Source organism: Dietzia timorensis, assembly GCF_001659785.1.
GTDB classification, from domain to species: domain Bacteria; phylum Actinomycetota; class Actinomycetes; order Mycobacteriales; family Mycobacteriaceae; genus Dietzia; species Dietzia timorensis.
In genome coordinates this window covers 455,001-478,226 of sequence record NZ_CP015961.1, presented here as the reverse complement: position 1 = coordinate 478,226, position 23,226 = coordinate 455,001, and the positions used below count along the sequence as shown (strand labels likewise).

Below are 23,226 nucleotides of genomic sequence, written 5' to 3'. Positions count from 1 at the left end.
ACATGCAAGAACGACGATAGCACCGCGTCACGCCGTGCGGGGTGCGCACGTCAACGACGCAAGGATGAACCATGAACACAGATCAAGCGGCCCGCCGAGAACTACCGGCCCAAGCTGGCGACGAGAATTCGATCTACTTCGTCCCGCCGCCGCTTCGCAGTCACTACCAAACGGTAAGCATTCCCGATATTGCACCCGAGTACATGGACCCCGGCGAACGAGAGATAGCGCTTCACCTTGTTGCCGCCGCTCTCTCGCTCAGGTGGTTTGAATCGGAAATGCCCAAAGGCAGAATACCGGGGGCCGATGATGCTTAACCGTTCGAACGAGTGGATCGACCGCGCCGCGTGCGCAAAGCATCGCGCCGACCCGTGCCCGCCGTCGTGCCACCATTCCAAGGTGGCCGCGTACGCCGCCGAGTATTGCCGAGGCTGCCCCGTGGTCCGAGAGTGCGCCGCCGACGCGCTAGAGCGTGGGGATATAAGCGTGGTCCGCGCCGGGGTCTATCTCGGCACGCGAGGCCGTAGGCAAGCGCCCGGCGCACGCCGCGCGCTCGCTTCAATCGCGAATAGCTGACCACGGACCTACCGCGCGCCGCGTTTGACTCTTCACGAGTCGGGCGCGGCGCTTTGCGTTTGGCGGCACCAGCACACACGCGCGCGCCGTCGCCGCTTTGCTCGTGTCCAGCGGGGCGCGTGGTGTCCGTGAGGTTACGGCGGCGGCGTTGCGCCCGTGGTGTGCGGCGGCGCGTGCGGGCTGTGCAGGTTCGGCGCAAGTCGGGCACTGCGGGCGCGCGAGCGCTGTTATTGCGAGAGTCGTAACTCATTGCGTTTCATTGCAAATTCTTACACCTATTTTTGAGAAATCGACCCCCTGGCTGTCCCGCGCCGCGCCGTCCATTTTTTCGATTGGCCTGCATAAATAGGGGGTAGGTACGCCGGAAATGACGAGGTTTTGACCTGCAAAACTCTGCAAGGATTTGCGCAAAATTGGAAGGATTGCGAGAAATTCAGGCTCGAAAGATCGAGTTCGATTCGTGCCGCTTATCTTTTGTTTTTATCTGGGCACACCAAGTGCGGCCCCCTGCGGGGGCCTTGTTTTTGGAGCTTAGCGCGTTGGGTGGGTGATGTTCAAGCGTGCGCGGGTTCTTCCGCTTTCATGGATTCAAACAGGGTCGGGGTGCGTGCGCGTCGGAGACCGGGCGGCGCGGGCGTCGGTGAGGCGTCGGCGGGGTCCGGCGCTCGCGCCCGCTCGCCGCCGGTGCCCGGTCTGCGCTCCGCTCGTGGACTTCGCCAGGCGCTCGCCGTGTCCCTTTTTCGGCGGCGTACTATACGAACTGCCCGCGTTCGATTCGTGCAGTGGAGGCATATTCCATTGTTTCTCGCCCGGGTGATGGCCTCTTAATTCTTCTCAAGAGCCGACGTTGCGACTTCTCTTCTCTTCTGGATCAACGCGTGATCATTCCTGCATTGTCGGGGTCAAAGCCGTCCGGGAACTTGGTATTCTCGTCATATTGAGCAGAAGTGAGTTCTGCTACAAACGAGCCTGCATCGCTCAAGCGAGCACCGGACAGGTCCGCGCGCTTTAGGCGGGCGTCGGACAGGTCCGCGCCAATCAGGTTTGCGCGCACTAGGCGAGCGCCAACCAGGTCCGCGCGCTTTAGGCGTGCGCCGGATAAGTCCGCGCTCATCAGGCGTGCGCCGGACAAGTCCGCGATCAACAGGCGTGCGCCGGACAAGTCCGCATTCAACAGATTCGCTCCTGACAGGTCCGCGCCAATCAGGTTCGCGCCAGACAGGTTCGCGCCAATCAGGTTCGCGCCAGACAGGTCCGCGCTTGTCAAAGCGGCTCCAGACAAGTCCACTCTCATCAGGCTCGCTTCAGACAAATTCGCGTCGGATAAGTCGAGGCGTGACCATGATTCCTCTGCGAACGAATGGGAGGTTCGCTTCGTAGCAATAGCTGAGGTATCAAGATGGGCGCCGAGAATTCGGCTTCTAGTCTCGCCTACCTTTTCCGCGCCTTCGCCGGTGGGAGAAAGGTCCTGCTTGAAGATGATATCGATTAGTTCCTGGCGACGACGGCGCACCTCGGCTGTAACTAGATCTGGTCCATCAATATTCTGTGCGTCATCGAGCTGTTCCTGACCTAATCCCCACCAGTCATCAACGAGACCGGCAAGCTCGACCAGCCCCGCGCACACGGTAGTCACTTCACCATGAGATATGTGATCAATCGCAGTCGCGAGTCGAGTGCCCAGACCTTCTCGTCGTTTGCCGCGCTCTTGAACACGCATCCGCGTGGACTCGGCCTCGAGTCGGTCGACCTCGCGCTTCGACTCTTCTCTTAGCCGATTGTATTCACGGAGCGAGTCCGCTTCGCGCCGCGCGCTCTCTAAATTTTCTCGTTGTTTGTGATCGCGCTCGCCGCGGAAGAACACCAAACTCGCCGAAGCGAGTACCCCGACACCTGCCAGAAGTGGAGCGCTAAGCGTTCTTACGGTCAACGAGAACCCCTGAATTATCCAGCTCGCCGAAACCAGCGCGATTACGACGATCGCGACAACACAACTTGCCCAAAAGAGCGGCTTCCAAGCGAACGAGCTCGTTTCTTCGCTGCCTTCATTCACGAGTACAACATTACCGGGGGCAGGTTTCGAAACCAGGGGCTGCTGCGCGAGAAGGTCTTGTATAACTTGCAACCGCTAGATCTTGTCCAGATACACACGAGTCGAACTGCCTCGTTGACGATTGGGCAGTCGGTCTCGGCATTCAGTGGGGCGCAAAGCGACAACCAGTGAGACGGTCGCCGGTCTGCGCGGCCCTCGTCCATGACGACCTGACATGTCATGGACAATCTGGCATGTCATCGCTCTACCAGGCGATATGTCATGCATGACATGTATGACATGATTTTGCATCCCACTCACGTATTTAGCTCTCTGCGCTGTTCTCAGTTCTCGGCGTGTGTCGCGTAGCGCTCGTGGTGGATTGACGTCGCGCGAGCCAGTGGGCGGGTACGCGCGATCGCAGCCCTCAGTGGTGCTCCCGGTCGGCAGTGGCCGGTCTGCACAGCGCCCGTGGAGCGTGCTCGCCGGGGTGGCGCGGGCACCCGCTCAAGGCTTTTGTGAGGCAGTCGCCGGTTGGCCTGCTCTCGTGGTCCTCGATCGACGGCGGCCGGGCGTCCTCGCTGCCACCGTCGACGGATCCAGGACGCAAAGGTGGTCGTTAACGGGTCGCAATGGACCCGAACGAAACCTAAACCGCCTGGTCAAACCTATTGTGCGCCCGAAGGGATTCGAACCCCTAACCTTCTGATCCGTAGTCAGATGCTCTATCCGTTGAGCTACGGGCGCTTTCCATTGCCTCGCGGCAACACCGTAAGACGATACACGGCCACCAGCTCGTACCGCAAAACGAGCGAGCGGAGACGAGGAAGGCGGGGCAGGCGATCGATCGCCTGCCCCGCCTTCTCCCGCTGCGGAGGCGAGAGGATTACATCCAATTCTCTTTTGCCCCCAGTTCAAGGCGATAAAACAATGCTTCGCTTCCCCCGTGTGCCACATCTTTGCCACAATTGGGCCGGAATGGCCTCCGTTTCCGCGCCGTTTCAGGCGATTCTGAGACCGTTTTCCGAGAACTTGACCCCAGGTCGGCAACACGATTCACCACCCGTACGGGTGGCTGTCAACAGCTGCCGCGCGCTGGCCCATCTAGAGGAACCACAACAGTGTGCCTCCGGCACACACCTCGTGCAGCACGGCGAGGGGACCAATTCGATCGCCGCCCACCTATCGAGCGAAACCGCGACCATACAGACGATATCGTTGGAGCCATCGACGAGGATGTTCGCGCACGCCTCCCAAACTGAACGGTGGGTTTACGAAGAGGGCAGCACCCTCGACTGTGTTTCGGACTCCAGTCAATGAATACGTAGTTAAGCAAACTCACCGCCAGACGTGGGCACGCAGTACTTAGGCATTCATCGACGTAAGACGTCGTCTGCTGCTTCCGTTTCCATCAGTACTCCACCGACGACGTGCGGTATGCATCATCTGCGTCTCGCGCGTCCAGTACAGCTGCCCTGACATCTGCAAGCTTCAAATCCAAGACGCGCAGCTTGCCGTCGATCCTTGATATCGATTCGATCCGATGGAAGTCTTCACCATGAATTTCGGCGAAACGTGCCATGCCCCTCATCTTCGCCAGAGCATCGGGTAGCCACGCACCGTGAGGATCGACGATGTTAGCCTGCACGCCCTTGCTGTTGTCAATGAAGAACAGGAAGTCGGGTCTGAGAGTGCGCCAATCGCCGTGGCGATCCTGGTAGGCGACGCTCATGGAGTCGCGCCCGCCGGCCGGGTTGCGGTACCAGGCGAGCAGATTTCCGCGGGCCGCCTCGGTGTCGAGTACTTCAATCTCGTCGGGGTTTAGCTTTCCCACGGGGAACATCCCCTCTTCGTCCGCGAGCAGGTGCAATGGACGGCGATCAAGGAGTTGGGCCGATTCGCCCACGAATCGCTTGGTTTCTTCCTGCCGATTCTTCGGTAACGCCATCGAGACCAGTTGCGGATCGGTACTCATTGCGGTGATCTCAGCGAAGAGACTTTGACGCGACTCCGGTAATGCCTTGATGGTGACGCGGTGCTCGCCCAACCACTTGGCTGCAAGTGCATCGGCTGCTTCATCCAACTTGGGCCGTGTCTGTGGGAGCATCGCCAGCGCAGCCACACGAACATGGGCTTCGCGCAATACGTCCTCGTCATCATTGTCTTCGACGACATGATCAATGTACGTTCGCGCAACGTCGGGTGTGATTGTCCGGGCGCCATGACGATAAGCGTCCTGAATCGCCCGGTCGTCTGCTTCCTCGGCCCACACGCTATCGGTGCGCAGTCCGCGATGGCTACGCACAGTTCCTCCAGTCACCGTGAGCACGTCCTCCTGCGCCTTGGCGAGGTCTTTCGAATACTCCGCCGCCAAGCCATTTAAAACCCCGTGTAGCCGCTCGTGGGCGAGGGCTCCCGCGCCCGGCTCCAAGCCGTCGGCCGCCAGCGCATGAGCCAGAGACGTCAAACGCTTGATGGGGTTTGCGTGCTTCCTCGGAAGCGTCTCGGTGGGTAGTTCGGAGAACAGTTCCCACACTTCGTCGGGGACCTCAGGGTTCGGTGTCATCAGGAGCGGATCGATTAAAACCCGCCTGCCAATCTCGAAGTCGTCGTCGAGAACTTCTGTACCCATGATCTTTTCCAACACTAGGTTGGCTGCCTTGCGGTTGAATTTCGGTAGGATGCACTCGACGCTATTCAGAAGGTCATCACCTTCCACGCGGCGAGCCAATGGCGTGCGAATCATCCGACCTAGGAGCTGCGTGATGTGGGTTTCGTCCTTCGCTGGGCGGAATGACACCATGACCTCTGCTCGAGGACAGTCCCACCCTGTGCTGATGGCATCCTTGGCCAGCAGTATGCGGATGTAGGTTGCATCCTGCACCCTCTCCGGAGAAATGTACGGAACGCTGAATGGCCCGAATGACTGTGTCTTATGTTCACCGAACACGTGAGCGATTGCGTCGTATCCGAGATCGGGCCACTCGTCGTAGATCGAGTCGATCGCAGCGGCCAGCTCCGTTGTTGAGGGCTTGTTGGGTACCTGAAGGACAAGCAATGGCTTTACCGACTCCTCCTCACTCTGCGCAGCCGCATATTCGCTCCAAGCGGCCGACATCGACTTGACCTTGCGGACACCTCGGCGAAGCAACACGGTATTGAAATCACCGGTCTCGGCCGGGAAGTCCAGAACGATGTCGTCCTTGAGGAGCCCAGATTCCTGAATGCGTACCGGGTCCACAGCGACCGTTCGAAGATGGACACGACTGTCTTGCACCTGCGCCTCGTCCATCGATTCCTCGAATCGCTGCACGGTCGCCGAGATGCCCCATACGATCGGAATCGGTGGCACCCCATTGTGGCCGTTGATCAGTCGCTTGACGATGGTCGGGGTGTCGGACGTTGACCGTCGACCCATTCCTCGGTGCGCCTCGTCGAGGACCATGTACAGCGTGAGGTTCGGGTCCTCAATCGTGTTGCGTAGCGTGTCCCAGAACGTGAATGGGACCGTATCCGGATGCGGGGCCATGCCTGGAAGCGTCTCCGCGCTCTCGTATCCGCGCACGAGCAAACTGTTACGGGAAAGCTTGGACGTGTTGATGAAGTACACGTTGCCCGGCTGAAGCTTCGCATGGCGAAACGGATGTTCCACGGTAATCAGACGACTGCGCAGCCGATCCGACGCCTGCTGGAGACGATGGCGAGTCTGTTGGTTCAGAGACGGATCATCGCTGAACCACATCACCACAGAGTTAGGATCTGACGGGACATCGAAGTCGTCGCTGCCCCAGAACAGCGCCTCGATCACTGCCGCAGCCATGATTGTCTTGCCTGAGCCGGTCGTCGAGGCAAGAGCAACCGAACTCACTCGTCGACTCGCGCTTCGATAAAAGTCCCGTGCCGAAGCGAGCTCCCGAAGAATGTCTCCGACCGCATCAGCCTGGTAGTCCTTAAGAGTAAAGCGCATCAGAAATCACCAGTAATTTCGCAATTGCGGAGGTAGTCCTCGTAAAGGCGCACCGTCTCAACACCCGGGAGCTCGTTCGCCAACTGTTGGTAGCGGCCCTCATCGTCGGTCACGATGTAGGCGATCCGAACATTTTCTGCTGCTTGAAGAGCCGCGATGAACTCAGAGGACTGGTCAAGGTCATTGATGATGCCGTAGCTGTCAGCAACTTCCCACCCGTTGGAGATCGCGTCGATGCGACGCCCAACTGCTCCAGCTCTGAGCCAAAGCATCGGGGCGATGGCAGCAAAAGCCCGGTCTGTACCCACCCTCCACGGCGACTCGTAGGTCAGCGTGAAGAACGCCGCGTTCTCCTCGAAACCTTCTGACATTGGGAACTCGTCAATGGATTTATAGTCACCCTTAATCGGTTCGCCGTCCGGGGTGTCGCCAGTAATCGCAGCTCGAAGACGAGGCTTCGTCACGTAATTACAAATGCCTAGGCTCTCCCAGTTCGAGTCTCCGGGCCGCAATCCGTCCTTACGAAGCTTCACTTGCTCCTCCGCAGAGACTTCGTTATTTGTCACAGAGATGCACTGTCGGCGTCCACCGTCCTGGTGATTCAGACGCATGACAGCGTGTGCTGTGGTTCCCGAACCAGCGAAGAAATCTAATACGACGGCTTCTGGCTTGTCAGCAACGAAGAAACGCAGGGTATCTTCGACGGCATACAGTGACTTGGGAAACGGGAACTTCCGCCCCGGTAGCAACAACGCGATAAGCCTAGAGCCGTATTGGGTGGAGTCGTGACTTGAAATCCGCCACTGCGTAGCTGGAACAACATTACGTTCTGATGCGTCTAGCGTTGAGGTGACAACTGACCCGTCGTCTGCATGACCGACTACTTCGTAGATGCCGTCATTGATTTTCTTCTGCTCACCACGAGCGAGGTAGTAAACAGGACTATTTTCTCCTTTATTGGAGCCAACTCGAAGGTACCCTGCATTCCATGCTTCTCGCGCTGCGGAAGGTCCAAGACGCCACCGTCCTTCGCTCCCATCTTTGCGTATGGGCCAGATAGCTTCTTGATGTTCAGGAGTCGCCACCGCAGTCCGGTCAGCGTTGAGAGGGATAGGGTCCCCGATATTTGCAATTCGCGTAGTTCCTCGCTCAATGTAAATGGGGTAGAACATGCCGGGCCGATCTGTACGAGCCGCGTTCTCCGCCGAACGCCGGAGCAGGTCCCAGCGAATAGCTCCCTTATGCGTGCGCCCCTTCGTCGTGACCCAATCGCCTCCAAGCGGCAACCGCTGCGGACCAGCTTCGCCAATCATCACAAAGAAAAGGTACTCGTCGCTACGTCCGAACTGCCCGCTTCGGGCAACGGCTGCCGGGTTGATTTGTGAACTGACCATCTGAATAGAGGCTTCAGGAAAGGTCTGCTCCAGCAGGAGCCCGAGGCGCAAGTGTTCCTTTTCATCGATTGTTACAACCAAAACCGAATTGTCGGGCTTCAGAAGGCGCTTAGCCAGCTTCAGTCGCCGCTCCATAAATGCCAGCCACTTTGAGTGGCGATAAAGGTCGTCGCCCTCGACGTAGTCATTGTTGTACTTCCAGTCTCGCGCCCCCGAGTTGTAGGGAGGATCGATGTAAATTGCATCCACTGACTGCTCGTGCGTGAACGTCAGTTGCTCCAAAGCATGAAAGTTCTCACCGTTAATAACGGTATGGAAGGGTTTGTCGTCGCCGCGCTCAACTGAGCCATCTGGACGCAGCCCTGGGTAAATGCGATCTCTAAACTCTGCCACCAGGATGAGATCGTCAATCTGAGCGGAGGCAGTCTCGACCGCTTCACCGTTCGGGACCACAATCTCTGCGGAATCGCCGCGGATTGACTTAACCACCCAGATGCGCTGGTCGCCCCGTTCCGTAGACCCTCTTGGAGGTAGGACTCGCACCTTACTGCCCTTGCGGATCTTGTGGCCGGCCAGCTCCACTGCCTCCGGCGCATGCCGCTCGAAGTTGAGCCCGAACGGAAGGCGCTCCTGCAAGGGGCGAACCTCGGCCTCCAAGTCCTCACCGAGCTGTGGGTCAAGCTGCTTAGCGGTGCGCAGAAGATCCGTTAACCTCGACATTTACATCCTCACGGTCAAAGCACTTCGGGTCTGTGTCCGCACACAGGCGTGTGCTGAACTCCCACTAGTCGATCTTAGAGACGGACGACTGATTGAATGAAACGACGTCGCCCAGAAGCCAATCCATGTGGCAGGTCACGAACGTTTTCGTCGCATGGGGATCGTTTCGATCATGTTGGTCTGGTACTCGATCGAGTCATGTTCTGTTTAGCCCTCTTGGGTACGCCGTCCCCCGGTCACAATTCGGAGCGCATACGAGGTTGTCACAAGCCGGACAGCGGCGAACTGTTTCACCTCGAGTTATCTTGGATTCTGCTCGTTAAGGTCCATCGTCGAGCTCGCCCATCTCGTCAAAGTTCTCCCCGTCGATAATCGGCCCTGATTCGTCGCCCTGTATCAGCGCGAGAATGTTCCGCGCCGTCCCCAAGATGTCCACGGGTGCGACGTCGTGCATCTCCACCTGCTGCGGGGCGTCCAGTCCGAACAGCTTGCGGCGCGACTCCGAGATCGCTCGGATCTCTTTGATCGCGGCGAGATCGCCCGTCCGCGCCTGCGGCCACACAATCGCTTGCAACATGTCGAGGCGTTCGGCCTCCAGGTTGCGGAGCGCTATCCGGTCGGCAACTGGTACTTCTGCCAGCTCTCGGCGCACAAGGTCGTGAGCATGGCCCAGGCTGATGTCGAGTTGGTGGGCGATGTCGCGGTACGAGGTGCCCGCACGGCGTAGCTCTAGCGCCTTCCGAGCGGTCTCGGCAGTCTCAAATGTTCGTTTCACAGTGGTCTCCGTTCATGGTCATGTGTTCATGGACGCCCCCGTTGAGCGTGTCCTCTCGGCGGTGCTCCTGGATGGCGCTGAAGTAGGCCAACTTGGTGGCGGTGATGGGGTCGTCGAGGGCAACGAGGCGGGTGCTAGCGCCTTCATCTACCCTCGCTCCTTCCGGTAACCCTCTTATATGCGTCACAAGCGTCACAAGCGTTACGCTGCAGGTCAAAGCGTTTCGGATTGATTTCTTGTGACGGATAAAACGTCACACGATTTTGAAGCAAAACAGCTCTACCAGCCATGTGACGGCTGTGACGGCTGTGTCGCTTCCGAGCGGGTTTACTTGGGGTCATGTGGAATTACCCCCGTCAGGAAGCGGTTGAAAGCGTCTTGAAGCCCCACGGATTCGGCAGTCGGGTCGAGTGTGTAGCCCTTCCGGTTAGTGCCGTCCGGGAGCCGAACCGAACCCGACCTGACGCCATACCGTTTGAGTTCTGAGGCGAGGCGGCGAGGCGTTAGCGGCTTGCCGTAGAGATCGCCCCAGGGGGCTTCGTCAAGGTTTCGGAGGGCGTTTAACAGAACATCCGTGGCAATGCGATCGCGTCCGTCGAGGATGTCGTGAATATCCGCGAGTAGCCGTATCCCTAGTGAGGTGTCGCGGGGGTCGGCAGTGTCGAGAACGAAATGCTGGCACGCGGCGCGGGCGGTGTCGGGCCAATGTCCACCTGCCGCGTCAGCGATCGCGAGAAGGGCCTCCCACACCTCGGCGGGCCGGTCCTCCACTCCCTTAGGCATTGCCGGTCGGGCCGTGTCGAGTCCGTCGATAGTGCCCATCCACGCGGCGAGATCATCGCGGAGGGGCGCGGCTTCGGCTTCGGCGTCCCGTTCCCGGAAAGGGGCTACTTTCTCGCCAAGACCTCGGCGTCTCATTTCGATCGTGACGGCGCGTGTGGTGATCGTGGCGGGCATGTTCCCGGCCAGACCGGCCAGCGCGACGGGCGCGTATACGGGGAACTCGACGACGGCCATTTCCTTGGCGTCACCCTTGCAGCGATCGACCGTGGACCCTCGCTTGTATCCCGAGTTGAGCAAGGCGCGCAGGTCCTCATGGTTCGGGCTACCTCCCTTGGAAAAGATCGCGTCCACCTCGTCGAACAAGATCGTGGGCGGGAGCTTCCCCGCGTCGTCTGAGGCGGCGATACGGCGATACAGGGCTGGGGCGGTCGCGGAGATCGTCAGGCGCGGGAAGTGGCAAACGAGGTTGAGCAGTTCGAGGACGCGGGTCTTACCGCTTCCCGGTTCGGCGCTAGAGAGGATTAGGCGCGGGGAGACGTAGAAGTCTGTGACCCGCCATGTGTGCGCCGCCCAGAGCGCCACGGTCGGCGCGGCGTGGTCGTTTGGTAGGGCGAGGTAGTGGTTGAACCATGCGGCGATGTCGTCCAGAATTTCGGCACCCGTGATGGTAGGCGTCCCCGTTGACGGGCGAGTTGATTCGGCAATCACGCGGCCCACCTCCGTGCCGTTTGCAAGCTTTCCCAGGTCTTGCGGAGCCGCGCCCCGCCCGTGGTGATCGTGCCCCACAGGTCGCCCTCGGCCTCGGTCTCGGCGGCCTCGGCGATCGCCCTCCCGTAGGCTTCCGCCCGTTCACGGAATGTGTCAGCGAGGACGGCGGCGGCGAGCTGCGGGAGGGCGTGCCCGGTTCCGCCCGCAACGACGAGCGCGTCCAGGTGGCGGCGCACCGCGTCAGAGAAGGTACCCTCCCTCCTCATGTAGTCGAGCACAAGTTCTGGCCCGGAATACCCTTCAGCGGCCAACGCGAAACACGCGGCCACTATCGGGCGGAGAAGTTCTGTGAACGCCTCCTTGTCAATCGTGCGGCAAGCGGCGAGCGCCTGCTCGGGACTGGCCCATAACAGCCCAGACACGAACAGTTCAGCGGTCGAGGGTCGCGGCCCTGCCGGTGGGAGTTGCGAGGCGCGCGAAACGTCCGAACCGGAGTCTATACTGGGGAGGCTCTTACCGGTGGTTTCCTGGCCTTCGGCGTCGCTCGCGCCGGGGGTCATTTTTTGTTCGCTCATGCAGACACGTCCCCATTCGCCGCGTGGGCAGCTTCCCGCGCTTCAGTATCCAACTGGTCGGCCCGGTGCTGCGCGCGCCGCTGCGCCGCGTCCAGTGCTTCCCTTCGGGCCACGCGCTCGTTCGGTGCTTCGGGCCATACGAAGCCCCACCGCTGGGCGAGGGCGAGGCGGGTATCGGTTTCCAGAAGGTGCTTACCGTCCACGATTTCGGCGCGCCCGGTCGTCGGTATCTGTGGATGGGCAAGCGGCACGATGACATCGACGTACTTCGATTCCCAATCGAGGTGACGGTTCTCCCGCCCAAGATCGTCGTCCGTCGCAAGACGAACGATGTAGCCTGCCGTCTCGGCGGCCTGGTCGAATGCTGCCCGCTTCAGCGCCTCTTTCTCGCGAACCTGCACCACCTGCTCGGCTTCCGCTTCGATCGCCGGGGCGGTCATACGGCAGTTGCCCAGCCACAGGCTGCCGTCCGCAACCGTGATCTCGAAACCGTTGTTGCCGATGCGTTTGCGGAGAGCGGCAGCCTCGTTCTCCAGGCATTCGCGAAGACGGGCGCGGCCCTCGTTCGACGTGTTGGCATCCCTGCCCAGCTCGGCCAGTTCGGCCTTGGAGCGGTGGGCGCGCTTCCACGTTGAGACGGCGAGACGCTGCGCATCGCGCTCGTCACCATTCACGCGGAACGGGCCGTACGGGGTGCGCAGATAAAACGTGCCGGGTTCGTCCCCAACCGGGTCAAGGTCGGCTGCTACGCTGAAACCCTCCCGCTCGGCCTTCAGGTATTCGGAGAAAGTCATCGGGCACCGCCCCGGTGGGTAGCGGTCGAGTTGCGCTCAGCCAGCGCGTCGAGCGATGCCCTTGAAACGCGCAATGCGCGGGGCGTGAACTTAGTTGCTTCCAATTCGCCGCGCTCAATGAGACGGCGGACGGTGATGGGAGAGGTGCCGCTGTACTCGGCGGCCTGGGACACGGTGAACCAGCGCGCCCTCACGTCGGCTGCGATTCGTCTACTGGACATGCTTAGGAAACCCCTTCAGGGCCTTGACCCGGTGACGAAACCGGATTGTTTCCAAGCGTCCTGCGCTAACCGTCGGGAGCTAGTGTACTCCAGCGTTAGCGGTCGATGCTAGGAGTCCACCGGGAGCATTGTGGTCTTTCCATCACCTAAGAGCCGTTCCGATACGAAAGCCGCGCCAAGGTGCCGCGTGAGGCAGTCGCACGTCAACGGAAACGGGAACGGGCCGTCAAGACCCGCGAACCACTCCAGAGGCACAACGGTCGGAAGGTCGGGCCGGTGGCGGTGGCGGTTAAACCATCGCGCCGCCTCCACGAACTCGGCGGCCCGGTCCCTGTCGCCGGTAGCGGGCGGAAGACTGGAACCGGTCTCCGAGATCACGAACGCCGATTCCGTTAGCTTCACGAGTCTCAGGACGGGTCGCCCGCACCGCTCGCAGTTGAACGTGTGCTGCGTCAACGCGCGCTGCAATTTGTCAGTAAGTCCCCGGAATTGTTCGTAGTCGTCGTGCAACTGGTCGAGCCGTTCGGAGGCGGCATTGAGGTCGATGCCGTGACGCCTAGCGAACCACCGATCGAGCGCGGCGTTAAGTTCCTGCCCCTGCTCGGAGCTGAACGGGTTCATTACGCCGCCCCCAGGGTCGCGCCTACGGCAGCCATACGGGCGGCGGACGATTCAGGACGCGCCTTCATGTAGATTTCCGTGATCGTCCTTAAGTCCTCTTGCCCCAGTAGCGCGCCGATCTCGGCAGGGGTCGCACCGTTCTCCGCAAGCGCCGTAATAAGCCAGTTCCGCCCGTGATGCGGCGTGATGTTCGCCTCCACCCCGGCCCGCTGGCGAGCACGAGCAACAGAACCCCGAAATGACGTGTCGAGGACCGCCTTGCCCGTGGTCGTCGTTGTCACGAGCGCGTCCCCCTCGGGGCCGCAATACCTGTTCAGGTGCTCGTCCACGAGGTCGGAGAACTGTGCGAACAGTGGCACGTCGCGCCGCCCTGCCTTGGTCTTGGGGGGCTGCCACGTCATACGCGCACGCCCGTCCACGTCGAGGCGCTGGAGGTTCCCGCGCACCTGAACTGTCCAGCCTTCCCCACGCTTCACGAGGTGGTGGCGCTCCACCGCAAGCATTTCGCCTATGCGTAGCCCGTGGAATAGGCAGAGGACCGCGCCTAGCTGATAGCGGGGAGGCAGTTCCGCGATGATCGCGTGAAGGTCCGCCGTCGCCGGTAGCTCCTTGCTCTTCGGCTTCGCTTTACCGCGCGCCGCCTTCACAGCTACCGGGTTCGCTGGCACCTTGCCCAGCTCCACCGCGTCAGCGAACGCTGCCTTGAGCCGCGCATACGCCTCCTTATTGGTTCGTTCGGTGTCTGGGAAGTGGCACGAGATTGCCTCCCACCAGGCGAGAACATCGTCTTTGGTCACCGCGTTAAGCGGCAACGCGGCCAGCGCGGCAGCATCGCCGTCCACCCGCGTCAACCGGTTTTCCACCGTCCGTGCGAGGGTCTGAAACGAGGAGACGCGCAGAGCGGGGCGCTTTAGCTCCAGCCAGCGGTCCATCCACTCGGAGACGGTCTCGGAGACGGCGGCCTTATCCCGGTCGGCGGGCGGCGTCCAGGTGCCCAGGTCGATCAATTTCCGCTCCTCGGCGAGCCAACCACGGGCGCGGCCCAACGTGTCGAACGTGCGGGGCGCCTTGTGCTTGGCACCGTCCGGGCCGGTGTATCGGGCTTGGAAACGTCCCGACGGAAGCTGACGGGGGGAGCCGAACTCCTCGCGCCGTGATCTCTTTCCCGCCATGCCGTGCCCTTCCGTACCGTTTCCCGTGCCCCCTCGTGCCTCTAATATGCCACAAGTGGGAGTACATGAGGATACGTCGGAACACGTATGCGGTAGCTTCAGAATTGCCTGGGCCTGCAAAAACAACTATCCCCCCAGGTAATTCGCTACCTGGGGGGATAGATAGTGCGGAGGCGAGAGGATTTGAACCTCCGGTCCCCGTAAGAGGACAACTCATTAGCAGTGAGTCCCATTCGGCCGCTCTGGCACGCCTCCACGTGGCCATAAGCCACGGATATAAACGGTACACAATCGCCGAAGTCTTAGGCAAAGACGCTCCCGGCGGGTGCCGGTGCACCCCTCCCGCACGGGGCGCTACGGTGAAGTGCATGCCGCAGATTCGCACCGACCTCGACGCCATCCCCGCCTACGTGCCGGGACGTTCGGCTCCGGGCGCGATCAAGCTCGCCAGCAACGAGGTCACCCAGGGGCCGCTCCCGGCGGCGCAGCAGGCGATCGTCGAGGCCGCCGCCGCGGGTAACCGCTACCCCGACATCTCTGCGTACGCGCTGCGCACCGAGCTCGCCGAGCAGTTCGACACCACGCCGGAGAACATCGCCGTCGGCTGCGGCTCGTCGGCGCTGTGCCAGCAGATCATCCAGGCCACGTGCACGTCCGGCGACGAGGTTCTCTTCGGCTGGCGCAGCTTCGAGGCCTACCCGATCCTCACGCGCGTCGCGCTCGCGACGCCCGTGCAGGTGCCGCTGGCGGCGGACGGCTCGCTCGACCTCGACGCGATGGCGGCCGCGATCACCGACCGCACGCGCATCATTTTCCTGTGCACCCCGAATAACCCGACGGGCCCGGCGCTGGCGGCGTCCGACGTCATACGGTTTCTGGAGCAGGTCCCCGAGCGGGTGACGGTCGCGCTCGACGAGGCGTACTACGAGTACTGCCGCCGCGACGACAAGGTCGAGGGCTTCGAGTTGGCGCTGCGCGGCGCGCACCCGAACGTTGTCGCGATGCGGACGATGTCGAAGGCCTACGGCCTGGCCGGGCTGCGCGTGGGCTACATGGCCGGGTCCGCCGAGATCATAGCCGCGGTGAACAAGATGAGCGTGCCGTTCTCGGTCTCGGCCGTGGCGCAGGCCGCTGCGATCGCCTCGCTGCGCTCCGGCGCCGAGCTGCTCGCCCGCACGGACGCGGTCATCGCCGAGCGCGAACGGTGCCGCGCGGCCCTTCTCGAGCTGGGATTCTCCGTGCCGGTCTCGGAGGCGAACTTCCTGTGGCTACCGCTGGATGACGCCGCCCTTCCCTTCAACGAGTGGTGCGCCGAGCGCGGGGTCCTCGTGCGCGCGTTCGCCGGCACCGGCGTCCGCGTGAGCATCGGAGCCCCCGAGGAAATGGCCGCGTTCCTCGACGCCGCCACCGCCTGGACGCACCGCGAGAACCAGTAGTTAGCAAGGGCAACGCAAACTCACTCGCCTACCTCCAGGTCAATAACGTCGCACGAATATTAATTTGTCACATAATCGTGATCTTATGGGCGCTATAACAGTGATCCGAATGGGGCAATATAGTCGTTCGGTGGAACCGCGCGTCGCCGCGCGGACCAACCAGGTCCGCGCGGCGTGATGCGCACGGCCGGGACCCGTTCCGATGAGTCGAGTTCCAGGGCGAGGGGGCACAGGTGGGCACAGGGCGCCGCAGCACGCGCACGTCGACCCTCACGGGCCTCGCCGTACCCGCAGCTGCGACCGCGCTCGTCGCCACGCTCGCGGCCACGTCCGCCCCGGCCTCCGCGCAATCGTCGATGACGCCGGACGGCGGAGCCGGAGACGCGGTGCTGGTCCGCATCCTCGGTATCGATGGAATCGCCGGCGCGCTCTCGCACCCGTCCGGCTACCAGGGCACGATCCTCGACGGCCCCGACCGCACGATCCCTGCGGGCGGCGCCGATTATCTGTCGGCGACCGTGTCGCACCTGCGCGCCGGCGCGGAGAATTCGGTGCTGCTCAGCACCGGGGACAACCTCGGCGGCGTGCAGCCGGAGGCGGTGCTCAACCGGGACGAACCCACTCTCCAGGTGCTACGTCACATGGGCGTGGCCGCGTCCGCGATCGGCGAGCTCGACCTCGTCGCCCCGTCCTCGGCGTCGATGCCGGGGCACGGCTTCCCGTACATAGCGAGCAACCTCACCCCTGGCGAAGACGCGCCGATAACGCCGTTCCCGTACCTCGTGATCGACGTCGGCGGCATCAAAATCGGTGTTATCGCGGCGACGACCGGCAGCGAGGACATGGACGCTCCCCCGCCGCTCTTCGGCCCGCCGACACCAGCGCCGCCGCCGTGGAACCCGGAGCGCCGCCCGCTGCAGGAGTCGTTCGACGCTGCGACCCGCGCCCTCGAGGCGATGAACGTCCACTCGGTCGTCGGCCTGCTCCACATCGACGCGGTGCACCGCCAGAACGATCCGGCTGCGTGTCCGGAGGAGATCGCCCAGATGCCGGAGTTGCGCGAGGTGTCCTCGTCCGTCGATGCCCTGTTCGTCGGGGACTCCGGCGGGCCGGCGACCTGCGATCTCACCGACCCCTCGAACGCGCGCCGCCCCGTTCTGTCGCCGGCCTCGCACGGGCGCTCGGTCGCCGTGGTGGATCTGCTCATCGACCCCACCTCCGGCCGCGCGAGGCGCGAACAGAGTTCGACCTACAACCAGAAGGTCCACCACGACATCACCCCTGACGCCGAAGTCACTGATCTCATCGACGCGGCCGCGGATTCGGCTGCGGAGAACGACACCGAGGCATTCGGCTCCGCGGACGTGAGGGTGAGCCGCGAGATCCAGCCCTCGGGCGAATCGGCGCTGGCGAACCTCATGGCCGATGCGCAGTGGGAAGCCACCCGCGACAAGGGCGCGGATCTGGCGATCTACAACCCGGATTCGCTGCGCACCGACCTCCCAGAAGGCGAACTGCACTACCGCGATCTCCATGAGGTCCAGCCCTACGGCGACCGAATCCAGATCGCCACGGTCTCCGGCGAGCGCCTGCGCGATGCGTTCAACGCCTATATCGACGACGTCGGCACGCGCGGCATCGCGGTCTCGGAGAATGTGGAGCTCGACATCGACCCCGCGCGCCCCGAGGGCGATCGGCTGGTCGGGGCGAAGATCGACGGCACCGAGATCGCGCCCGGCGGGGAATACAAGGTCGCGGCCAACGAGTTCCTGCTGTCCTCGGAATGGGGCGCGGCGCCGCTGACAACGCTGACGAGCGAACCCGAGTGGTCCGGGATGTTCGACATCCACGCCCTGGCCGAATACGTCCGCTCGCATGGGACGGTGCGGCCGCCCGCCGTCAACCAGCGGCTTCTGGACGTGTCCGCGCGTAACTAGGCAGACCCTCCCGCGCCGCTCTGCGGGGTTGGCCGTCCTGCACCATCGCCGCCTTCGCGGGACAATGGGGACGCGGCGCCATCCGCCGCGAACGGCGAGCCCAGGAGCGACGATGCTGGAAGAATTTTCTCTCGACGGAATCGAGACGGCTCTGTGCGTGGTCGCACACCCCGATGATGTCGAATACGGCACCTCCGCGGCGATGGCCGCGTGGATCGACCGGGGTGTCGAGGTGCACTACCTACTGCTCACCTCCGGCGAGGCGGGGATGCAGCGGCCTCCCGAGGAGATCGGCCCGCTGCGCGCGAAGGAACAACGGAACGCATGTGACGCCGTCGGGGTGAAAAGCCTGGAGATCCTCGATTTCCCCGACGGGATGCTCGAGTATTCGCTGGAGATGCGGAAGGCGATCGCGCGGGTGATCCGGCGGATCCGGCCGAACGTCGTGCTCACGATGACGTGGGATGTCGAACCCTCGTGGGGCCTCAATCAGGCCGACCACCGGGCTGCGGGGCTCGCCGCGGCGGATGCGGTGCGCGATGCCGACAACACGTGGGTCTTCCCGGAGCTCGCAGCCGAAGAAGGCCTGGAGAAGTGGGGCACCGACTGGCTTCTGGTCGCCGGGAGTGCGACGCCGACCCATTTCGTCGACGTGACCGGCGAGCCGCTCGAGCGCGGGATCGCCTCGCTCGAGGCGCACGCCGAATATCTTGCGGCACTGCCGGACCATCCGGCCCCGCGGGACATGCTCACGGAGATCTCCGCGGAGACCGGCAAAGCCGGCGGCGGCGTTGCGGCCGCGATCGGGTTCCGTGCGTTCGAGGTGTAGCGGCGACGCGCCCCGCGGGTGAACGCGATCCGCGCGGGCTCTCGTGTCATCGTGGGCACCAGCCTTCCCACAATCTCGAGTCCAGCCCACGGAGTGGTCATGTCAAGCACGCAATCCCTCACCCAATTGTTCGCCCTCGATCATCTTCTCCAGCCCGAGGAGATCCAGATTCGCGACACCGTGCGCCAGTTCGCCGCCGAGCGCATCCGGCCGCACATCGCGCAGTGGTTCGAGGAGGCCGCGCTACCTGCGCGCGAACTCGCCAGGGAACTCGGCTCCCTCGGCCTCCTCGGCATGCACCTCGACGGCTACGACTGCGCCGGGATGAGCGCTACCGCGTACGGCCTGGCCTGCCTCGAACTCGAGGCGGTCGACTCCGGCATCCGCAGCCTGGTGTCCGTGCAGGGATCGCTCGCAATGTTCTCGATTCACCACTGGGGAAGCGAGGAACAGAAGCTCGAATGGTTGCCGAAGATGGCGGCCGGTAAGGCAATCGGCTGCTTCGGCCTCACGGAGCCGGACTTCGGTTCCAATCCCGGCGGCATGCGCACGAATGCCAAGCGTGACGGCGACGATTGGATCCTCAACGGCACGAAGATGTGGATCACCAACGGCTCGATCGCCGATGTCGCCGTGGTGTGGGCCCATACCGACGACGGCATTCGCGGTTTCGTCGTCCCCACCGACACCCCCGGTTTCTCCGCCCCGGAGATCCATTCGAAGATGTCGCTGCGCGCCTCCGTCACCTCCGAACTGGTTCTGGATTCCGTGCGCCTTCCCGCCTCGGCGATGCTGCCCGAAGCCAAGGGTCTCCGCGGTCCACTGTCCGCGCTGGGCGAGGCCCGCTTCGGTATCGTCTTCGGCTCGATCGGGGCTGCCCGTGACTGCCTGGAGACAGCGATCGATTACGCGGGGACCCGCGAGGTCTTCGACAAGCCGCTCGCCTCCTTCCAACTCACGCAGGCGAAAATCGCCGACATGGCGCTCGAGGTGGGCAAGGGGCACCTTCTCGCCTATAACCTCGGCCGGATCAAGGATCGTGGCGAGATCACCCCTGAGCAGATAAGCACGGGCAAGCTCAATAACACCCGCGAGTCGATCGAAATCGCTCGCGCGTGCCGCACGATTCTCGGCGCCAACGGGATCACCCTCGAGTACCCGGTCATCCGGCACGCCAACAACCTAGAGTCCGTCCTCACCTACGAGGGCACGACCGAAATGCATCAGCTGACCATCGGCCGTGCACTCACAGGGGAATCGGCATTCCGGTGAGCGCAACAGGAGCACTCGACGGACTGGTCATCGCCGACTTCGGCCGCGTCCTCGCGGGCCCTTACGCGACCATGCTGCTCGCCGATCTCGGCGCGGAGGTCGTGAAGATCGAGCGTCCGGGATCGGGCGACGACACACGCGCCTGGGGCCCGCCGTGGGTCGGAGAGGAATCGACGTACTTCCTCGGGGTCAACCGCAATAAGAGCTCGCGGGCCATCGACCTACGCACCGAGGAAGGGCTCGCGGCCGCGCGCGAACTCGTCGCCCGCGCCGACGTCGTCGTGGAGAACTTCCTTCCCGGCACGATGGAACGGCTCGGGCTGGGCTACGAGCAGGTCGCGAAGGACTCGCCGGGAATCGTCTACTGCTCGATCACCGGTTTCGGTGGCGACAACGCCCTGCCGGGGTACGACCTGCTCATCCAGGCAGTAGGGGGTCTCATGAGCGTGACAGGCCCGGACGAACACACCCCGACCAAGGTCGGGGTCGCGATGGTCGACATCGTCACCGGGATGCACGCGGCGCTCGGGATCCTCGCTGCGCTCAGGCACCGTGATCGCACGGGCGCCGGCCAGCGCGTCGAGGTCAATCTGCTGTCCTCTCTGCTGTCCGCACTGGCGAACCAGACAGCCGGTTTCGTCGGAGCCGGGGTCGTACCGAAGGCGATGGGCAACCGGCATCCGAGTATCGCGCCCTATCAGCTCTTCGACACCGCCGATCGCCCATTCGTCCTCGCCGTAGGCAACGACAAACAGTTCGCCTCGTTGTGCACCGCTTTGGAGATTCCGGAGCTCGCCTCCGACGAACGTTTCGCAACGAACAGCTCGCGCGTGGCACACCGCGACGAGCTCGTCCGGATTCTCGACAAGCATCTCGTGACCAGGTCCGCGGACGAGTGGTTCGACATCCTCACCGAGGCCGGGGTGCCGTGCGGGCCGCTCAACGACGTCTCCGACGCGATCGCTCTGGCCGAACGGCTGGGACTCTCCCCCACCGTCGACATCGACGATCCACGGAGATCGGGGACGGCTCGGCATGTCGCCAACCCGATCCGGATGAGCGAGACACCGCCCACCTACCGAAGCGCCCCTCCCGCGCTCGGCGAACACTAGCGCTCCACTCGCGCGTCGCCGTCTCGCGTATGTTGGGCGCCACAACCGTTCCACCCCATGGGTTCTGGAAGGAGTCAACATGACCGACGAAGACCGCTCGCCGACTATCGACAAGGCAGAGGACAACGCCTACTTTCCGTCGCCGTTCTCGCTGAGCCAGTACGTCCCGCCGCAAACGGATTTCGACGGAGTCGAGAATCCGGGCGGCTACTCCGGCGGCCGCTGGAAAGTCCTCGTCATCGCCACCGAGGAGCGCTACCTCCCCACCAGCGGAGGCTTCTTCTCCACGGGCAACCATCCCGTCGAGACCTTCCTTCCCATCAAGCACCTCCAGGACACCGGCTTCGGGATCGACATCGCCACGCCGAGCGGCAATCCCGCCAAGCTCGAACGCTGGGCCATGCCCGCGAACGACGACGCCGTCAAGGACACATACGCGCGCTTTATCGAAGACTGGCGTGCACCAAAGGACCTGGCGGAAATCGTCGCCGATGACCTCGGCCCAGAGTCGGACTACCTCGCCGTGTTCATCCCCGGCGGCCACGGTGCGATGAACAACCTCCCCCGCAATCCGTTGGTTGCGAAGGTGCTCGATTGGGCAATCGAGAACAACCGGGCGATCATCACGTTGTGCCATGGCCCCGCAGCGCTACTCGCCGTGGGCCGGGACCGCGAGACCTCACCCCTGAGCGGCTACTCCGTGTGCGTGTTCCCCGATTCCCTCGACAAGGGCCAGAACATCGACCTCGGATACATCCCGGGCGAACTTCCGTGGCTGGTCGCCGAGGAATTGGAGAAACAGGGCCTCACCGTCGTCAACGACGATATGTCCGGCGCGACGCACCGCGACCGCAACCTCCTCACCGGCGACAGCCCGCTCGCCGCGAATGCGCTTGGCAAAATGTCGGCGTCCTACCTCTTGGAGCAGGCCAGGGAGCTCGAATAGTCTCCGCGCGCCTCGCGCCGGCGGTGATGCTCGTAGAATCGCTTCCATGAGCGAACTCAAGGATCGAATCGTCTCCGATATGACCGCCGCCATGAAGGCGCGCGAGAAGGACAAGGTCGCGGCGCTGCGCATGCTCAAGGCAGCGATCATGACCGAAGAGGTCTCCGGGGAGAAGCACGAGCTCACCGACGAGCAGGTGCTCGCCGTCGTGGCGCGCGAAATCAAGAAGCGCCGCGAATCCGCCGAGGTCTACGCGGAGAACGGCCGCCAAGAGCTCGCCGACAAGGAGCTGTCCGAGGTCGAGTTCTTCACCGAGTATCAGCCGGCTCAGCTCTCCGATGCCGAGCTCGACGACCTCGTCGAGTCCACTATCGCCGAGGTCGTCGGCGACGGCGAGCGCACCATGAAGCAGATGGGTCCGGTCATGGGCGCGGCCAAGCAGAAGGCCGGCGCGCAGGTCGAGGGTGGCCGCCTCTCCGCCGCCGTCAAGAAGGCTCTCGGCGCGTAGCGACGCGGACGCCCTCCGAGCCTGTCGGAACACCTCGCCTCCCTCGTCCGTTGAATACTCACATGAGCGAACACAAGTCCTGGGCCCAGCGGCAGAACTCCGCGGTACGTCTCACCCTGCAGATCGTCGGGTGGGTTCTCGTCGTGCTCGGCATCGCCGCGCTCGTCCTCCCCGGCCCGGGTCTGCTCATGCTCTTCGCCGGTCTCGCCCTGCTCTCGCAGGAGCTCACGTGGGCGCAGCGCTTCGTCACCCCGGTCAAGCACGCGGCCCTGCGGGGCGCCTCGGAAGGCGTGCAGTCGTGGTTGCGGATCTGCGGCTCACTCGTCGGCGTTGCCGCGCTCGTCGCCGTCGGCCTCGCCTGGGGGCTGTGGCGCACCGCCCCGGACTGGTGGCCGCTCGACGATCAGTGGTGGCTCCCCGGTGGCTGGGGCACGGCGGGGACGCTCTTCGCCTCCGCTGCAATCGCGCTCGGCCTGCTCATCTATTCCTTCCGCCGTTTTCGCGGTTCCCCGTATGTTCCGTATGACGTCGAACGTCCCTCTCCCACGGGCGGCGACACCGCGACCGAACGAGAAAATTCCCCGGCCGGCTCCGCCACCGGCCGGAGCTAGAGCGGCCCTTCTCTCCCCGTTCCCGTTGGGCACCTGCGGGTATGACGTTCGTCATACCCTCCATGTCCACGGTGCTGGTCGATCGTTCCTACCCTTCCCCCGCGCGCGCTCATTAAGTTGAACTGGGTTTTTATTCACTTTCGATAAAGGTTAGGGTAGCCCTAATACGTTTTGCCTAACTTTTGTTGCGGGCCGTGATTCCACTCGCCCGCTGGGGGACCTGACGATGGGCATGTC

General features: G+C 63.2%; 20 protein-coding genes and 2 tRNA genes. 10 read left to right on the top strand and 12 right to left on the bottom strand.

Annotation, left to right across the window (positions count from 1 at the left end; genetic code table 11):
- The first annotated feature begins 71 nt into the window (after nt 1-71).
- The gene (locus tag BJL86_RS16975) at nt 72-317 is read left to right on the top strand and encodes a hypothetical protein (protein ID WP_067478319.1); all 246 of its coding nucleotides are present in this window, start codon (nt 72-74) and stop codon (nt 315-317) included.
- Nucleotides 307-576 carry a WhiB family transcriptional regulator gene (locus BJL86_RS17810; RefSeq protein ID WP_075844783.1) on the top strand — a complete coding sequence of 90 codons (270 nt, stop codon included), beginning with the start codon at nt 307-309 and terminating at the stop codon, nt 574-576. Before BJL86_RS16975 ends, BJL86_RS17810 begins: the two co-directional genes overlap by 11 nt.
- Before the next feature lie 871 nt (nt 577-1,447).
- Here the strand turns inward: BJL86_RS17810 and BJL86_RS16705 are convergent.
- The 12 genes from BJL86_RS16705 to BJL86_RS02160 form a co-directional block, all read right to left on the bottom strand.
- On the bottom strand, nt 1,448-2,629 hold the full coding sequence (locus BJL86_RS16705) for a pentapeptide repeat-containing protein (RefSeq protein WP_067478322.1): 1,182 nt from the start codon (nt 2,627-2,629) through the stop codon (nt 1,448-1,450).
- A gap of 653 nt (nt 2,630-3,282) precedes the next feature.
- Nucleotides 3,283-3,355: transfer RNA gene (locus BJL86_RS02215), tRNA-Arg, on the bottom strand.
- 664 nt (nt 3,356-4,019) lie between these two features.
- Complete coding sequence (locus BJL86_RS02210; RefSeq protein WP_067478325.1) at nt 4,020-6,575, bottom strand: DEAD/DEAH box helicase; 2,556 nt, start codon at nt 6,573-6,575, stop codon at nt 4,020-4,022.
- Nucleotides 6,575-8,689 carry a site-specific DNA-methyltransferase gene (locus tag BJL86_RS02205; protein ID WP_067478327.1) on the bottom strand — a complete coding sequence of 705 codons (2,115 nt, stop codon included), beginning with the start codon at nt 8,687-8,689 and terminating at the stop codon, nt 6,575-6,577. The genes BJL86_RS02210 and BJL86_RS02205 overlap by 1 nt, the downstream gene beginning before the upstream one ends.
- 319 nt (nt 8,690-9,008) lie before the next feature.
- The gene (locus BJL86_RS16970; protein WP_067478330.1) at nt 9,009-9,464 is read right to left on the bottom strand and encodes a hypothetical protein; all 456 of its coding nucleotides are present in this window, start codon (nt 9,462-9,464) and stop codon (nt 9,009-9,011) included.
- 327 nt (nt 9,465-9,791) lie between these two features.
- Nucleotides 9,792-10,955 (bottom strand): DUF3631 domain-containing protein, encoded by a 1,164-nt coding sequence (locus tag BJL86_RS02190; protein ID WP_156515468.1) that lies wholly within the window; start codon nt 10,953-10,955, stop codon nt 9,792-9,794.
- Complete coding sequence (locus BJL86_RS02185) at nt 10,952-11,530, bottom strand: hypothetical protein (protein WP_075844779.1); 579 nt, start codon at nt 11,528-11,530, stop codon at nt 10,952-10,954. The genes BJL86_RS02190 and BJL86_RS02185 overlap by 4 nt, the downstream gene beginning before the upstream one ends.
- Entirely contained in the window at nt 11,527-12,324 is a 798-nt protein-coding gene (locus BJL86_RS02180; protein WP_067478339.1) for a hypothetical protein, read from the bottom strand. Before BJL86_RS02180 ends, BJL86_RS02185 begins: the two co-directional genes overlap by 4 nt.
- Complete coding sequence (locus tag BJL86_RS02175) at nt 12,321-12,545, bottom strand: helix-turn-helix domain-containing protein (protein ID WP_067478342.1); 225 nt, start codon at nt 12,543-12,545, stop codon at nt 12,321-12,323. The genes BJL86_RS02180 and BJL86_RS02175 overlap by 4 nt, the downstream gene beginning before the upstream one ends.
- 108 nt (nt 12,546-12,653) lie before the next feature.
- A complete protein-coding gene (locus tag BJL86_RS02170; protein ID WP_067478345.1) occupies nt 12,654-13,166 on the bottom strand; it encodes a hypothetical protein in 513 nt (170 codons plus the stop codon).
- Nucleotides 13,166-14,338, bottom strand: a complete 1,173-nt coding sequence (locus BJL86_RS02165) for a tyrosine-type recombinase/integrase (RefSeq protein ID WP_067478348.1) — start codon at nt 14,336-14,338, stop codon at nt 13,166-13,168. The genes BJL86_RS02170 and BJL86_RS02165 overlap by 1 nt, the downstream gene beginning before the upstream one ends.
- Nucleotides 14,339-14,506: 168 nt before the next feature.
- Nucleotides 14,507-14,593 (bottom strand) — tRNA-Ser (locus BJL86_RS02160).
- A gap of 113 nt (nt 14,594-14,706) precedes the next feature.
- Between BJL86_RS02160 and hisC the strand changes: the two genes are divergently transcribed.
- The 8 genes from hisC to BJL86_RS02120 all read left to right on the top strand — a co-directional run bounded on the left by hisC (nt 14,707) and on the right by BJL86_RS02120 (nt 22,989).
- Nucleotides 14,707-15,774 carry a histidinol-phosphate transaminase gene (gene hisC, locus BJL86_RS02155; RefSeq protein ID WP_067478351.1) on the top strand — a complete coding sequence of 356 codons (1,068 nt, stop codon included), beginning with the start codon at nt 14,707-14,709 and terminating at the stop codon, nt 15,772-15,774.
- A gap of 233 nt (nt 15,775-16,007) precedes the next feature.
- Nucleotides 16,008-17,711 carry a bifunctional metallophosphatase/5'-nucleotidase gene (locus BJL86_RS02150; RefSeq protein WP_067478354.1) on the top strand — a complete coding sequence of 568 codons (1,704 nt, stop codon included), beginning with the start codon at nt 16,008-16,010 and terminating at the stop codon, nt 17,709-17,711.
- A 112-nt stretch (nt 17,712-17,823) separates the two neighbouring features.
- Nucleotides 17,824-18,540 (top strand): PIG-L deacetylase family protein, encoded by a 717-nt coding sequence (locus BJL86_RS02145; RefSeq protein WP_067478357.1) that lies wholly within the window; start codon nt 17,824-17,826, stop codon nt 18,538-18,540.
- Nucleotides 18,541-18,639: 99 nt separating this feature from the next.
- Nucleotides 18,640-19,812, top strand: coding sequence for an acyl-CoA dehydrogenase family protein (locus tag BJL86_RS02140; protein ID WP_067478360.1), 1,173 nt, complete (start codon nt 18,640-18,642; stop codon nt 19,810-19,812).
- On the top strand, nt 19,809-20,924 hold the full coding sequence (locus tag BJL86_RS02135; protein ID WP_067478363.1) for a CaiB/BaiF CoA transferase family protein: 1,116 nt from the start codon (nt 19,809-19,811) through the stop codon (nt 20,922-20,924). The genes BJL86_RS02140 and BJL86_RS02135 overlap by 4 nt, the downstream gene beginning before the upstream one ends.
- 79 nt (nt 20,925-21,003) lie before the next feature.
- Nucleotides 21,004-21,870, top strand: a complete 867-nt coding sequence (gene hchA, locus BJL86_RS02130; RefSeq protein WP_067478366.1) for a glyoxalase III HchA — start codon at nt 21,004-21,006, stop codon at nt 21,868-21,870.
- A 46-nt stretch (nt 21,871-21,916) separates the two neighbouring features.
- Complete coding sequence (locus tag BJL86_RS02125) at nt 21,917-22,378, top strand: GatB/YqeY domain-containing protein (protein WP_067478369.1); 462 nt, start codon at nt 21,917-21,919, stop codon at nt 22,376-22,378.
- A 62-nt stretch (nt 22,379-22,440) separates the two neighbouring features.
- On the top strand, nt 22,441-22,989 hold the full coding sequence (locus BJL86_RS02120; RefSeq protein ID WP_067478372.1) for a PGPGW domain-containing protein: 549 nt from the start codon (nt 22,441-22,443) through the stop codon (nt 22,987-22,989).
- Nucleotides 22,990-23,226 lie beyond the last annotated feature (237 nt).

Coding starts and splice junctions, on each gene's coding strand:
- BJL86_RS16975 (WP_067478319.1), top strand. CDS start 72: ATGAACACAGATCAAGCGGCCCGCCGAGAACTACCGGCCCAAGCTGGC.
- BJL86_RS17810 (WP_075844783.1), top strand. CDS start 307: ATGATGCTTAACCGTTCGAACGAGTGGATCGACCGCGCCGCGTGCGCA.
- BJL86_RS02210 (WP_067478325.1), bottom strand. CDS start 6,575: ATGCGCTTTACTCTTAAGGACTACCAGGCTGATGCGGTCGGAGACATT.
- BJL86_RS02205 (WP_067478327.1), bottom strand. CDS start 8,689: ATGTCGAGGTTAACGGATCTTCTGCGCACCGCTAAGCAGCTTGACCCA.
- BJL86_RS02185 (WP_075844779.1), bottom strand. CDS start 11,530: ATGAGCGAACAAAAAATGACCCCCGGCGCGAGCGACGCCGAAGGCCAG.
- BJL86_RS02180 (WP_067478339.1), bottom strand. CDS start 12,324: ATGACTTTCTCCGAATACCTGAAGGCCGAGCGGGAGGGTTTCAGCGTA.
- BJL86_RS02175 (WP_067478342.1), bottom strand. CDS start 12,545: ATGTCCAGTAGACGAATCGCAGCCGACGTGAGGGCGCGCTGGTTCACC.
- BJL86_RS02170 (WP_067478345.1), bottom strand. CDS start 13,166: ATGAACCCGTTCAGCTCCGAGCAGGGGCAGGAACTTAACGCCGCGCTC.
- BJL86_RS02165 (WP_067478348.1), bottom strand. CDS start 14,338: ATGGCGGGAAAGAGATCACGGCGCGAGGAGTTCGGCTCCCCCCGTCAG.
- hisC (WP_067478351.1), top strand. CDS start 14,707: ATGCCGCAGATTCGCACCGACCTCGACGCCATCCCCGCCTACGTGCCG.
- BJL86_RS02145 (WP_067478357.1), top strand. CDS start 17,824: ATGCTGGAAGAATTTTCTCTCGACGGAATCGAGACGGCTCTGTGCGTG.
- BJL86_RS02140 (WP_067478360.1), top strand. CDS start 18,640: ATGTCAAGCACGCAATCCCTCACCCAATTGTTCGCCCTCGATCATCTT.
- hchA (WP_067478366.1), top strand. CDS start 21,004: ATGACCGACGAAGACCGCTCGCCGACTATCGACAAGGCAGAGGACAAC.
- BJL86_RS02125 (WP_067478369.1), top strand. CDS start 21,917: ATGAGCGAACTCAAGGATCGAATCGTCTCCGATATGACCGCCGCCATG.
- BJL86_RS02120 (WP_067478372.1), top strand. CDS start 22,441: ATGAGCGAACACAAGTCCTGGGCCCAGCGGCAGAACTCCGCGGTACGT.